Source organism: Arthrobacter sp. JSM 101049 (genome assembly GCF_041679245.1).
In the GTDB taxonomy this organism is placed as follows: domain Bacteria; phylum Actinomycetota; class Actinomycetes; order Actinomycetales; family Micrococcaceae; genus Arthrobacter_H.
In genome coordinates, this window is record NZ_JBGFFC010000001.1 from 999,930 (window position 1) to 1,012,547 (window position 12,618).

Here is a 12,618-nt window from a genome sequence, read left to right on the forward strand (position 1 = left end):
AGCCTACTGGGCCGTCGGCGTCCGGCCGGGATTGGCGACCGGCTAGGAAAGGGTGGGTCGTTTTGGATACTTGCTACAAACCTCGAGGAAACGCGTGTTCGCCTCTTCCTCGCCGATGCTCACCCGAAGCCCCTCGGTGCCGAAGGCGCGGACGGACAGCGCCTGCTCCCCGGCGATCCGGGCGAACTCGGGGGTGTCCTCGCCCAGCGCCAGCCAGACGAAGTTCCCCTGGGCATCCGGCACCTCCCAGCCCAGGTCCCGCAGGCCCTCGACGACACGGGTCCGCTCGTCGACCAGTCGTTGTACCCTTTCGACAACCTGGTCCATGTTCTCGATCGAGGCGACGGCGGCCTGCTCGGCCAGGCTCGAGACGGCAAACGGGGTGGCGATGACGCGCAGGTACTGGGTGATCGCCGGATGGGACACGGAGTAGCCGACCCGCAGGTTGGCCAGGCCGTGGGCCTTGGAGAAGGTCCGCAGCACCACGACATTGGGGTACTTGCGGTACATCTCGATGCCGTCCACGGCATCGTCGAGGCGGACGAATTCGTTGTAGGCCTCGTCGATGACGACCAGCACGTTGGCCGGGACCGCGTTGATGAACTTCTCCACCTCGGCGGTGGTCAGCGCGGGGCCGGTGGGGTTGTTCGGGGTGCAGAGCAGCACCACGGAGGTCTGGGCGTTCACGGCAGCGGCCATGGCCTCGAGGTCGTGCCGGCCGTCGGGCAGGTTGGGGATCTCCACGGCGTCGGCGCCGGTGGTCTGCACGACGATCGGGTAGGCCTCGAAGGAGCGCCAGGGATAGATGACCTCGTCGGCGACGTCGTCGTCGTTCTGCCCGGCAAAGGTCTGCAGGATCTGCGTCAGCGCACCCAGGCTTCCCGCTCCGGTGACGATGTCGTCGGCCGGGACATCGAGGTAGGCGGCCAGGGCCTCGCGCAGTTTCGTCGCCAGCGGGTCCGGGTAGCGGTTGTAGTCGACGCCCTCGCGGATGGCCTCCAGCACCGCGGGGATTGGCGGCTGGGGGTTTTCGTTGGAGGACAGCTTGAAGGAGGTCAGGCCGGGCACGGCGGCCGGGGGTTTGCCCGCCGCGTACTTCGGAAGCAGGTCCAGCACGGGACGTGGTTGCACCTCGACGGGTGTGACGGGGTTCTCGTTGCTCATACCCTCCACCCTATCGCCGCCGAGGCGTCTGGCGGGTCGGCCGCCGGTGTCCCCCGTACGTGGCGGCCATGGGCCGATCGGCGCCGATGTGCAAAGATGACCGGATGTTCCGTTTCATCGTCAGAGTCATCGTCAACGCCTTGGCCCTCGCCGCCGCGGCCTGGCTGCTTCCGGGCATCACCGTCGGCTCCAGCGCCGTGAGCGAGGCCGCGGGGAACGACATGGTCGGGGTGGTGCTGGCCTACCTCTTCATCGGTTTGATCTTCGGCATCGTGAACGCGGTGGTGCGCCCGATCATCGGCTTCCTGTCGCTGCCGATCACGTGTCTGACGCTGGGCCTGTTCGCGATCGTCATCAATGCGGCCATGCTCGTGCTGACGTCGTGGCTGAGCAGCTACACGCCCATCGGCCTGCACGTGGAGACCTTCTTCTGGGATGCCATCCTGGGGGCGGTCATCATCAGCATCGTCTCCGCCGTCATCGGCTGGATTGTCCCCGACAGCCGGGAACGCTGACGCCCCGCGTGCTTTGCGGACCCGGACGCTCACTGCCGTGCGGCGCCGGACAGGCCACGGGCCAGCGACGCGCGAACGGGCTTGGGCTTCATGCGCCGGGCCGGCTTCGCGGGTCCACGCCGCAAGGTCACCGTGGTGACGGTGGCCGTCCCCGCACCGGCAAAGACCGCGCCGAGCGCGGTGCGCGCCTCGACCACCCCGGGATCGGTGCTGGTGGCCAGCTCACGGGATAGGTGCGCATAGTTTCCCAGCTGGTGCGCGGCACCGAATCCCCCGGCCTGCAGGTCCGTCCCCGGGGCGTATCCCCGGAAGTCGACGGTGACCTGGTTGTCGGTCCGCGGATTGGGGCGTCCGTCCAGGCCGGGCACCATGTCGTCGACATGCTCGAGGTGCAGCCCGCGTACTCCGTCCGGCAGCGGCGTCCCGCCGACGGGCGCACCGGCGGTGACGACGTATTCCACGTCGTACTCCTCGGCCAGTGCCGGGTCAAGTGCCAGGTTTGCCGCGTGGATCCCGCCCTGGCTGTAGCCGGTGATGACCAGCCGGTCCCCGGGGTGGGCACCGGCTTCCCGCAGCGCCTCCGCCGCCGCCTCGGCGATGTAGGCGCTGCCGAGCCCCACCCCTTCGGCGATTCCGCCGTCGTCGAAGGGATTCAACCGCTCGGACGTGCGCCAGTCCCCGGCCGGTTGGGTCCCGGGCAGGGTCAGGATGTGGACGGTGCCAGCATTTGTCTGCGTGGTCGTGACCAGGACCGCGCCTTCCCCGGACACCGCGGCCTCTGCCCGACGCTGCAGATCCATCAGCTCGGCCAGCGGCGCGGTGAAGTCCTCCGGGGCCGACGTCGAGACGGACTCGACGTGGATGCTGCGCAGGTTCAGGATCTGGCGCAGGATGGCCAGGCCCACCAGCCCCGATCCCAACCGTTCGGCCAGGCCGACGTGGAAGGGGCCACCGTGTTCCCGGTCCGCCACCAGCCGTGCAACCGTCCGCCACGCCGCCCAGGTTGCCGGCTCCGAGCCGGGGTCGCCGCCGGTGGCCAGCCAGGCCAGCGCATATCCGGGGGCCGCGTTGATGAGGTCCTCGGTCGTCTGCCGGTCGGGGTGCCCATGGTTGGCCGCCATCTCGCTCTCCAGCCCAACGAAGAGCGTCGCGGAGCGGAGCCGGAAGGCGACGCGGGCCGCCTCGCGTTCGGCTTCCTCGTAGGTGGCCCGACTGGCCCGGAGCCCGGAGCGGAAGGCCGCAACGTGGTCCGCCACCTCCGCGGCCAGGCACTGTGCGGCCCAGAGGTGGTCCTCGGCTGCCCGGGACTGCAGCAGTCCCCGGCCTGCCACCGGCGGTGCCCCGTCGGCCAGCGCCATCGCCAGGAGCTGTCCCGCCGTGAACAGGCCCTCCTCCGCCCGGCCGAGCAGGGCCGCAGCGCGTTCGAACTGGTCGAGCTGAAAGTCCACGCTGGCCACGCCGCCGGAACTGCTGTGGCTCATGGCCCGGCCACCGTTGGGCTTTCACGCCCCCGGCGGATGGCCGCCAGGGCCTCCTCGAGCTCCCGGGGCACTGCATCGAGCTGGCGCAGGCAGTCCTCGAGGCGGCTCCGGTAGGCCCTGCCGGCCGCCGAGCGCCATTGCACCCCGAGGGCGCCCAGCACCTGGGTGCGCGCGGTGTCGACCTCCTCGAGGGCATGCCGGGCCCGTGCCTCCGCCAGATCCCAATCCTGCACCGCGCCTCCCCTGTCCCGGCGGCGGGGCCGTTCCCGCCGCAGCCCCGGTGAACACCACGCTAGGTGCGGCAGCAGCGGCGCGCAGGTCCCGCCGTCGTCCTTGTGGATATCGGGCGCCGGTGGAGGGGCCGGCGCGGGCGGACAGGGCACGTCATGCGGTGCCGGGCGGGCGGTAGTGCATGAAAGAATGGGCATCATGGCTGATTCCGCGCGCACATCCCTTGCTTCCGAACCGCTGGCACTCGGTGCCCTCGACGGCCGCTACCGGTCGGCGATCGCCCCGCTGGTGGACCACCTCTCGGAGGCGGCCCTGAACCGCAACCGGGTCCACGTCGAGGTCGAGTGGCTCATCCACCTGACCTCGAACTCGGTCCTGCCGGGCACCTCCCCGTTGTCTGCCGAGCAGACCGCCGCGCTGCGCCGCATCGTCACCGACTTCGACGCGGATTCGGTCTCCGAGCTGTCCGAGATCGAGGCCATCACCGTCCACGACGTCAAGGCCGTGGAGTACTACATCAACCGCCGGCTGCCCGGCATCGGCATCGAGGCGCTGACCCCGCTGGTGCACTTCGGCTGCACGAGCGAGGACATCAACAACCTCTCCTACGCGCTGGGCATCAAGGACGCGGTCGAGGACGTCTGGATGCCTGCGGCCCGCGCCCTGGTGGAGCAGGTCGGCGCCATGGCCGAGACGACGCGCGCGGTGCCGATGCTCTCGCGCACGCACGGGCAGCCGGCCACCCCGACGACGCTGGGCAAGGAGCTCGCCGTCACCGCCTGGCGGTTGACCCGCCAGCTGGAGCGGATCGCACGCACCGAGTACCTGGGCAAGATCAACGGGGCCACCGGCACCTACGCCGCGCACTACGCCTCAGTACCCGGGGCGGATTGGCAGCAGGTGTCGCGGACGTTCGTGGAGGGCCTGGGGCTGGACTGGAACCCGCTGACCACGCAGATCGAGTCGCACGACTGGCAGGCCGAGCTCTACGCCGACGTGGCCCGGTTCAACCGGATCCTGCACAACTTCTGCACCGACGTGTGGAGCTACATCTCCATCGGCTACTTCAAGCAGGTCCCGGTCGCCGGCGCCACGGGCTCCTCGACGATGCCGCACAAGGTCAACCCGATCCGGTTCGAGAACGCCGAGGCGAATCTGGAGATCTCCAACGGGCTGCTGGACACCCTCGGTTCGACCCTGGTGACCAGCCGCTGGCAGCGCGACCTCACCGATTCGTCCTCGCAGCGCAACATCGGCACCGCGTTCGGACACTCGCTGCTGGCCGTCTCCAACGTCGCCAAGGGCCTGGAGCGCCTGGACGTGGCGCAGGACGTGCTGGCCGAGGACCTGGAGCACAACTGGGAGGTGCTCGGCGAGGCCATCCAGATGGTCATGCGTGCCGAGGCCATCGCCGGCACCCCGGGCATGGAGAACCCCTACGAGCGGCTCAAGGAGCTGACCCGCGGGCACCGCGTCGACGCGGCGCGCATGCAGGAGTTCGTCGCCGGGCTGGGCCTGGGCGACGAGGCCGCGGCGCGCCTGCAGGCGTTGGCCCCGGCCACGTACAACGGCATCGCCGCCGAGCTGGTGGATCATCTGAAGTAGCCCAGCCCCACCTGCCCCCGAGGACGACGCCGGAACCTCCCGGCGTCGTCCTCTGGCGTTAAGGCGGTACATGACGCCGCTGACCTGCAGCCCTTGGTGATTGGCGTCACGTGCTCTACCATCGAATCAGTCAGATACCGCACGACTGTTCGGAATACGCACAACACCCTGCGTGCGACCATGTATCAGCACGATCCAAAGGACTTCCCATGGCATCGCAACCAGCCATCACGCCCACCGCGCCGGACCAGGCCCGCCGCCTACACCGCGCCCGCAAGGCGGCACTGGCCGCCTTCCTCGGCGGCATGCTCGAGTACTACGACTTCTTCGTCTACGCGACGGCCGCCTCCCTGGTCTTCTCCCACATCTTCTTCCCCGGCGGCGATCCCACCATTGCCATGCTCGCCTCCTTTGCGACCTTCGGCGTCGCGTATGTCGCCCGCCCGTTCGGCGCGGTGGTCTTCGGCCACCTCGGCGACCGCATGGGACGCAAGAACACCCTGGTGCTGACCCTGCTGGTCATGGGCGGCTCCACCTTCCTGATCGGCGTCCTGCCGGACTTCCACACCGCCGGCTACGTGGCCCCGGCCCTGCTGGTGTTCCTGCGCCTGTGCCAGGGGCTGTCCGCCGGCGCGGAGACCGCCGGGGCCTCGGCGCTGACGATGGAGGAATCGCCGGTCGGCCGCCGCGGGTTCTTCCCCTCCTTCGCCATGAGCGGCATCTCCGCGGGCATCGTGCTGGCCTCGCTGGTCTTCCTGCCCGTGGCCGCGATGAGCGAGGCCGACCGCCTGGCCTGGGGATGGCGGATCCCGTTCCTGCTCTCCGTCGTCGTACTCATCGTCGCGTTCCTGGTCCGCCGTTCCCTCGAGGAGCCCGAGGTCTTCGAGGCCAAGGCGGAAAAGCACGACCTGGCCAAGCTGCCGTTCATGGACATGTTCAAGACCCACCCGGCCCAGTTCCTGCAGATCTCGATGATGTCGTTCGAGACGGTGACCAATACCTTCATGCAGGCCTTCGGCCTGGCCTATGCCGTCAGCGTCGGCATTCCGGCCTCCACCATGCTGGTGGTGAGCATCGTGGGCAACATCATCGCCATGGCCACCCAGCCGCTGTTCGCGCTGTTCTCCGACAAATTCGGCCGCCGGACGATCTTCATCGCCGGCGTGCTGGGTTCGGGCAGCCTGATCTGGGTCTACTTCTGGGCGATCTCGACGGCCCAGGTCGGCCTGGTCTTCGTGGTGAGCACCGCGATCACCGCCGGAACCTACTCGATGTCCAACGCCATCTACCCGGCCTGGTTCGCCGAGCTGTTCAACGTGCGCGTGCGCTACACGGGCATGGCGATCGGGCTGCAGGTCGGCATCGTCTGCGCCGGATTCACCCCGCTGCTGGGCACCGCCCTGGTCGGCGGCGTCCACGCCAACTGGGGGCCGGCCGCCTGGATTGTCGCTGCGTCCTCGATCATCGCCGTCGCCGGCGCCTGGTGGGCGCGCGAAACGCACCGCACTCCCATCGAGGAGCTGGGCAACCCGGTGCGCCACCCCGTGGCCGGCCCGGCCGAGGCCGGCACCGCACCCCTGGCGCGCCCCAGCGCGGGCTGACCGCCCTGCTGATGCGGCCGGGGACGTTCGACCAGCCGGTCGGATGGTCCCGGCCCGTCGTCGTCCGGGCACCGGCCTCAGACAGCGGCGCGCACGTGGGGGACGACCATCGGCGTCCCGGACTGCGGATCGTCCATCACCTCGGCCTCGAGGCCGAAGACCTGCCGGACCAGCTCCGAGGTGAGGATCGCGCGCGGCGCTCCCTGCGCGTGGATGGCACCGTCCTTCATGACCACCAGGTCGGAGGCGAAGCGGGCCGCCTGGTTCAGGTCGTGGAGGACGGCGACGATGGTGCGTCCCTCGCGGTTGAGCTGGGCGAACAGCTCGAGCAGGTCGTACTGGTGGGCGATGTCCAGGTACGTCGTCGGTTCGTCGAGCAGGATGATGTCGGTGTCCTGGGCCAGGACCATGGCCAGCCAGGCCCGCTGGCGCTGGCCGCCGGAGAGCGAGGCCACCGGCACCTTTTCCATCCCGGCCAGCCGGGTGCGCTGCAGGGCCGCGGAGATGGCGGCGTCGTCGGCCGGGGACCATTGGCGCAGCAGCGTGTGGTGCGGGTGGCGGCCGCGGGCGACGAGGTCGCCGACGGTGATGCCTTCCGGGGCCACCGCCCCCTGCGGCAGCAGCGAGATGCGCCGGGCCACGGCCCGGCCGTTCATCTTCGCGACCGGCTCCCCATCGAGCGCGAGGCGCCCCGCGGTGGGCTTGTTCACCCGGGCGAACGCCTTGAGCAGCGTGGATTTGCCGCAGCCGTTGGGGCCCACGATGACCTTGAAGTCCCCGGCGTGGATCCCCAGGTCCAGATCGGCAACGATGGTCCGGCTGCCGTAGCCGAGGCTGATGCCCCGGGCGGCCAGGACGGGTTGGGCGTCACGAGGGTTCATGCCGACCCCTTTCTGAATTCACGGACGAGCAGCGCGCCGAGGTAGACGCCGCCGATGGCCAGGGTGAGGATGCCGACCGGAAGGGCCTGGGCCCACGGCGCCTGCTGGGCGACCAGATCGGCGACGACGAGCAGCAACGCGCCGGTCAGCCCGGACAGCAGCAGCTGGGGGCGGCCACTGCGGGCCAGCCGGCGGGCGATGTGCGGGGCGGTCAGGGAAATGAAGGCGATCGGGCCCGCGACGGCGACCGCTCCGCCGGCGAGCACCACGGACAACACCACCGCCCGGCGGCGGGTCCCGGACGCCGGGGACCCGAGGGCCTGGGCAACGTCGTCGCCCATCTCGCTCAAGGCCAGTGGCACGCTGAGCAATGCCAGCGGCACCGCACACACCAGCAGGACCACCCCGATGGTGGCGGCATGCTCCCAGGAGCGGGCCTCGAGGGAGCCGTTGAGGTAGGACGAGAGCATCGTCGCCTGATCGCGGGCGACCACGTAGACCACGTATTGCGTGAACGCCGCGGCCATCGCGGAGACCCCGATGCCTGCCAGGATCATGCGCAGCGGGTTGCCGAACCCGGTGCCGGTGCCCAGCGCAACGAGCCCCACTGCGGCCGCAGCGCCGAGCACCGACCCCAGCGGGATCGATGCGGTGCCGGGCAGCAGCAGGCCGAACAGCGCGGCGCCGGCCCCGGCGCCGGCACTGACGCCGATGACGTCCGGGCTGCCCAGCGGGTTGCGGGTGACGGATTGGAACAGCGCGCCGGAGAGCCCCAGCGCGATGCCCGCGCCGACGGCCACCACCAGCCGCGGGCCGCGCAGGTGGCCGAGCACGAAGGCCTGCTTGCCGTCCTCTGCCCCGCCGAACAGCGCGCCGAGGAGTTTGGATGGCTCGATGCCGAGTCCGCCCATCGTCAAGGTCCCGAAGGCCGCTGCCAGCAGGAAGGCCACGAGGGCGGCCCCGACGGCCAGTGGACGCCGTGCCACGGGCACCGCGATGCGCGAGCCGATGCGCAGCACCGGACCGGCAGCGGATGGGGCCGGGACCCGGGGCGGCCGCGGTCCCTCCGGGGCGCCCGGGGCGCCCGGGGCGCCCGGGGCGCCCGGGGCGCCCGTTGCGGCCGTTGCGGCCGTTGCCTTCGGGGCGGCTCCGTCGGCGTGCCGGTCGGCTGCGCGCTCGGTGGTGAGCCCGCTCATGAGCGGTCCCCCAGCTTCCGGACGACCAGGAGCAGGATGGGCGCGCCCACGAAGGCGGTGACCACCCCGACCATGAGTTCCTGCGGGCGCAGCAGCACCCGTCCGATGACATCGGCGGCCAGCAGGACGATGGGCCCGACCAGCAGGGCACCGAGCAGCTGGCGGCGCATCTCGAGCCCGACGAGGGCCCGCACGATGTGGGGAACGGCCAGGCCGATGAAGGCGATGGGGCCGACGGCGGCGGTGGCGGCCGCGCTCATGAGGGTGGCCGCTCCAAGTCCGGCGGCGCGCACCAGGCCCGTGCGGACGCCGAGCCCGGTGGCCGCTTCGCCGCCGAGCGCCAGAATGTTCAGCCCGCCGGCGACGGCGAAGGCGATCACCAGACCAAGGACGAGGAACGGCAGGACCGAGAAGAGCTGGCTGTAGGCGCCGTGGTGCAGCGATCCGACGACCCAGAAGCGGTAGTTGTCAAAGGTCTGGGGCAGGCTGAGCGCGATGCCCTGGACATAGGCCGTCAGCACGGCGGTGACCACGGCGCCGGCGAGGATCAGCCGGACCAGGTTCGCCCCTCCGGAGCCGGCGGTGCCCACCACGTAGACGACCACCGCGGCGAGCCCGGCCCCGGCGAGGGCGACCCAGACGGCGGCCGGGGAACCGAGCGTGAGGCCGAACAGGGCAGTGCAGGTGACCATGGCCGCGGCCGCGCCGGCATTGATGCCCAGCAGGCCGGGGTCGGCCAGCGGGTTCGCCGTGACGGATTGCATCAGGGTGCCTGCCAGCGCCAGAGCGGCACCAACGGCCAGGCCGAGCAGGGTGCGCTGGTAGCGCGAGTCGAAGACAGCCGCCAGGTAGGGGTCACCGTGCCCGGACCACGCGTTGAACAGCTGGGTGACGGTGGTGGGTTTGGAGCCGAGGACCAGGCTGGCGACCACGACGGCGGCGAGCACCAGCAGGCACGCCAGGTACACGGGTGCAGCCTGCAGCGGGCCCGGACGCTTGGTCCGGGTCTGCTGCAGGCTGGTCGCGGTGCTGGTGGTGCCCCGGATGGTGCTGCTACTTCTTCGCCTGGGCGATGGCGTGGTCGATCATCGGGATGTAGCGGTCCAGGGCATAGGGGACGGTCAACGGGTTGATCATCGAGGACGCGGTGACGAAGGCGTTGTCGTCGCTGGCGACGACGGCGCCCTTCTCGATCGCCGGGATCTGTGAGTACAGCTTGTTCGACAAGGCCTGCTTGCGGGCGGCCGCGTCGGAGTAGAACGTGAAGATGAGGTCGCTGTCGTTGAGCTGGTCGGCGTTCTCGTAGCCGATGATCGCCGAGTCGGTGCCTTCGGTCTCCTTCATCTGCTCCACGGCGGGGTCCGGGGTCAGGCCGAGCGCGTCGACCATGGCGGCGCGTTGTTCGGTGGGCAGGAAGACGCCCAGGGTGTCGGGCGTGGTGTAGATGTAGGAGAACGTGTAGTCGGCGTACTCGGGGTGGGCGCTGGCTACATCGGCGAGCTGCTTCTTCAGGTCGGAGACCAGGGCCCGGGCCTCGGATTCCTGCCCGAGCGCCTTGCCGACGATGTCGATCTGCTGGTCCCAGTCGATGCTCCAGGCCTTGTCCGGGTAGGCCACCGTCGGGGCGATCGCGTTGAGCGTGTCGAACTGCTCCTGGGTCAGCCCGGACCAGGGGGCGAGGATGACGTCGGGATCGAGTTCGACGATCTTCTCCATGTCCAGCTGCTCCCCGGCGCCGACGAGTTCGGGCAGCTTGCCGCCGTCCTTCTCGACGGCCTCGTGGATCCACGGGAGGTAGCCGGTTTCATCGGCGGCCCACGCGTACTCCTCCATGCCCACGGGGATGGTTCCGAGCGCTATCGAGGTTTCCGCGGAACCCTGCCCCAGGGTGATGACGCGTTCGGGCTTCTCGGGGATCTCGGCGGTGCCCAACGCGCTCTCGATGCTCACCGGGAAGCCGGCTTCGGGGGTCGGGGTGCTGTCGCCGGAGGCCGTGGCGTCGCCGCCGGCGCAGCCGGCCAGGGCGAGGGCGGAGGCGGCCGCGAGGGCCACCGTCGCCCCGAGGGAACGCAGGCGTGCAAAGGGCATGGGGTTCCTTACCGTGGTGCGGGCCGGACGCTGGGAGGACTGGCCGTGATCATCGAATGTCGTGCAAGGTAAGGCTACCCCAACTTGGTTCTGGACTTGCAACGTCACGGAGTCGTCACGTAATTATCGTGCGCTGTTCACAACCACCCGCGTTCGGCGGCAATGCCCGCCGCTTCGATGCGGTTGACTGCGCCGGTCTTGCCGATCGCCGACGAGAGGTGGTTCCGGACGGTCCCCGCCGACAGGTGCAAGGTGGCGGAAATCGCCGCCACTGCCTTCCCGTCGCGGGCCAGTGCCAGGGCCTGGCGTTCGCGTTCGGTCAACGGGTTCTGCCCTTCGGAGAGCGAGGCCGCGGCCAGTTCCGGGTCCACGACGCGCAGCCCGGCATGGACCTTGCGGATGGCCTCGGCCAGCTCGGAGGCGGGGGTGTCCTTCACGACGAACCCGCTGGCGCCGGCCTGGAGCGCCTCGCGCAGGTAGCCGGTGCGCCCGAAGGTGGTGACCATGAGCGTTCGGCACCCGGGCACGCCGGCCCGGATGCGGCGAGCGGCCTCGATGCCGTCGACGCCGGGCATCTGGATGTCCAGGACAGCGACATCCACGGCAAGCCGTCCGGCCAGTTCCACCGCCGCGGTGCCGTGGTCGGCCTCGGCCACGACCTCGAGGTCGGATTCCAGGTTGAGCAGGGCCACGAGGGCGCCGCGCACCAACGCCTGGTCGTCGGCGACGAGGACGCGGATGCTCACCAGCTGGCCTCAACCCGGGTTCCGCCGAGGGCGGCCGCCCCCACGTGGAAGGTCGCGCCAGCCTCGGCCATGCGCTCGCTCATGCCGCACATGCCATTGCCTGCGGTGCTCGACCCCAGCCCCACGCCGTCGTCCTCGATGACCAGGGAGCCGGACGCGAAGCGGATGCGGCAGCGGGAGGCGCGGGCGTGGCGCAGCACGTTGGTGCCCGCCTCGCGGAGCAGCCAGCCCAGCGGGTCGCGCAGCCGGTCGGGGACGTGTCCGGCATGGTCGCCCTCGACCTCGACCGCGAGCCCGGCGCCGCCCAGCGTCAGGCGGATTGCCTCGAGCTGGGTGGACAGGCCGTTGCCGCGTAGTCCGCCGACCGTGGCCCGCACATCGGCGAGGGCGCCGCGCACCAGCGCCCTGATGTCCGCGATTTCGGTCCGGCTGCGCTCCGGGTCGGCGTCGATGAGGCGTTCGGCCAGCTCGGCCTTCACGGCGACGACGGTCAGCGTATGGCCCAGGATGTCGTGGACGTCCCGGGCGAGGCGTTCGCGTTCGGAGACGACGGCGAGGTCGGCCTGCATCCGCTCGCTGCGGTTGCCTGCCTGGATCAGGGCGAACGTCACCATGTTCAGCACGAAGATCCCCAGTTGGATCGCGGCGATGAAGACGTACCCCCACACGTCGCCCGCCAGCGCCGGCAAGGCGAAGGTGAGCCCGATGCAGCCGACCCCCACCGCCCAGGCGGCCGGACGCGGCAGCAGGAAGCAGGCGTAGCCGATCAGGAAGGGCGTCATGAACAGGGCATCGAGGCCGATGAGCGCGCCCATGGCCAGGATGATGGCCGCCAGGATCACGAACCCCAGGGCGTTGAACCGGGGCCAGCGGGCGTCGGGGTCCAGGCGGTTCCCGCCGATGAAGGCGAACAGGTAGACCCCGACGAAGAGCCCGATCAGCAGGTAGCCGAGGGCCAGCCTCCCGGGCCCGAGGCCCGCCTGGACGAGGGCCACGATCGTGTAGCCCAGGAAGACGAGCCAGATCGCGGAGAGGAGCCAGCCGCGTTGGGCCCACCGGTCGGTGGACGCCTCGGCGGGTCCGCGGGCAGCCGCCTGCCGGGTCATGGCA

General features: G+C 70.6%; 12 protein-coding genes. 3 read left to right on the top strand and 9 right to left on the bottom strand.

Annotated features, from left to right (window positions below):
• Positions 1 to 42: 42 nt before the first annotated feature.
• The gene (gene hisC / locus AB8M85_RS04710; RefSeq protein WP_372697587.1) at positions 43 to 1,164 is read right to left on the bottom strand and encodes a histidinol-phosphate transaminase; all 1,122 of its coding nucleotides are present in this window, start codon (positions 1,162 to 1,164) and stop codon (positions 43 to 45) included.
• Between the two features lie 104 nt (positions 1,165 to 1,268).
• Between hisC and AB8M85_RS04715 the strand changes: the two genes are divergently transcribed.
• Positions 1,269 to 1,679, top strand: coding sequence for a phage holin family protein (locus tag AB8M85_RS04715; protein ID WP_372697588.1), 411 nt, complete (start codon positions 1,269 to 1,271; stop codon positions 1,677 to 1,679).
• 29 nt (positions 1,680 to 1,708) lie between these two features.
• Here AB8M85_RS04715 and AB8M85_RS04720 read toward each other — a convergent pair whose 3' ends face one another.
• On the bottom strand, positions 1,709 to 3,160 hold the full coding sequence (locus tag AB8M85_RS04720; protein WP_372697589.1) for a hypothetical protein: 1,452 nt from the start codon (positions 3,158 to 3,160) through the stop codon (positions 1,709 to 1,711).
• Positions 3,157 to 3,393, bottom strand: coding sequence for a hypothetical protein (locus tag AB8M85_RS04725; protein WP_372697590.1), 237 nt, complete (start codon positions 3,391 to 3,393; stop codon positions 3,157 to 3,159). The genes AB8M85_RS04720 and AB8M85_RS04725 overlap by 4 nt, the downstream gene beginning before the upstream one ends.
• A 196-nt stretch (positions 3,394 to 3,589) precedes the next feature.
• On the opposite strand from AB8M85_RS04725, the gene purB reads away from it, so the two are divergent.
• Entirely contained in the window at positions 3,590 to 4,996 is a 1,407-nt protein-coding gene (gene purB / locus AB8M85_RS04730) for an adenylosuccinate lyase (protein ID WP_372697591.1), read from the top strand.
• A gap of 209 nt (positions 4,997 to 5,205) precedes the next feature.
• Positions 5,206 to 6,597, top strand: coding sequence for an MFS transporter (locus AB8M85_RS04735; protein ID WP_372697592.1), 1,392 nt, complete (start codon positions 5,206 to 5,208; stop codon positions 6,595 to 6,597).
• Between the two features lie 77 nt (positions 6,598 to 6,674).
• Here AB8M85_RS04735 and AB8M85_RS04740 read toward each other — a convergent pair whose 3' ends face one another.
• The 6 genes from AB8M85_RS04740 to AB8M85_RS04765 all read right to left on the bottom strand — a co-directional run bounded on the left by AB8M85_RS04740 (position 6,675) and on the right by AB8M85_RS04765 (position 12,614).
• Complete coding sequence (locus AB8M85_RS04740) at positions 6,675 to 7,478, bottom strand: ABC transporter ATP-binding protein (RefSeq protein WP_372697593.1); 804 nt, start codon at positions 7,476 to 7,478, stop codon at positions 6,675 to 6,677.
• The gene (locus AB8M85_RS04745) at positions 7,475 to 8,674 is read right to left on the bottom strand and encodes a FecCD family ABC transporter permease (RefSeq protein ID WP_372697594.1); all 1,200 of its coding nucleotides are present in this window, start codon (positions 8,672 to 8,674) and stop codon (positions 7,475 to 7,477) included. Before AB8M85_RS04745 ends, AB8M85_RS04740 begins: the two co-directional genes overlap by 4 nt.
• The gene (locus tag AB8M85_RS04750; protein ID WP_372697595.1) at positions 8,671 to 9,642 is read right to left on the bottom strand and encodes a FecCD family ABC transporter permease; all 972 of its coding nucleotides are present in this window, start codon (positions 9,640 to 9,642) and stop codon (positions 8,671 to 8,673) included. The genes AB8M85_RS04745 and AB8M85_RS04750 overlap by 4 nt, the downstream gene beginning before the upstream one ends.
• Before the next feature lie 85 nt (positions 9,643 to 9,727).
• Positions 9,728 to 10,762: an iron-siderophore ABC transporter substrate-binding protein gene (locus tag AB8M85_RS04755; RefSeq protein WP_372697596.1), complete on the bottom strand. Its 1,035-nt coding sequence runs from the start codon at positions 10,760 to 10,762 to the stop codon at positions 9,728 to 9,730.
• Between the two features lie 137 nt (positions 10,763 to 10,899).
• Positions 10,900 to 11,508 carry a DNA-binding response regulator gene (locus AB8M85_RS04760; RefSeq protein ID WP_372697597.1) on the bottom strand — a complete coding sequence of 203 codons (609 nt, stop codon included), beginning with the start codon at positions 11,506 to 11,508 and terminating at the stop codon, positions 10,900 to 10,902.
• Positions 11,505 to 12,614 (bottom strand): sensor histidine kinase, encoded by a 1,110-nt coding sequence (locus tag AB8M85_RS04765; protein ID WP_372697598.1) that lies wholly within the window; start codon positions 12,612 to 12,614, stop codon positions 11,505 to 11,507. The genes AB8M85_RS04760 and AB8M85_RS04765 overlap by 4 nt, the downstream gene beginning before the upstream one ends.
• Between the last annotated feature and the right edge of the window lie 4 nt (positions 12,615 to 12,618).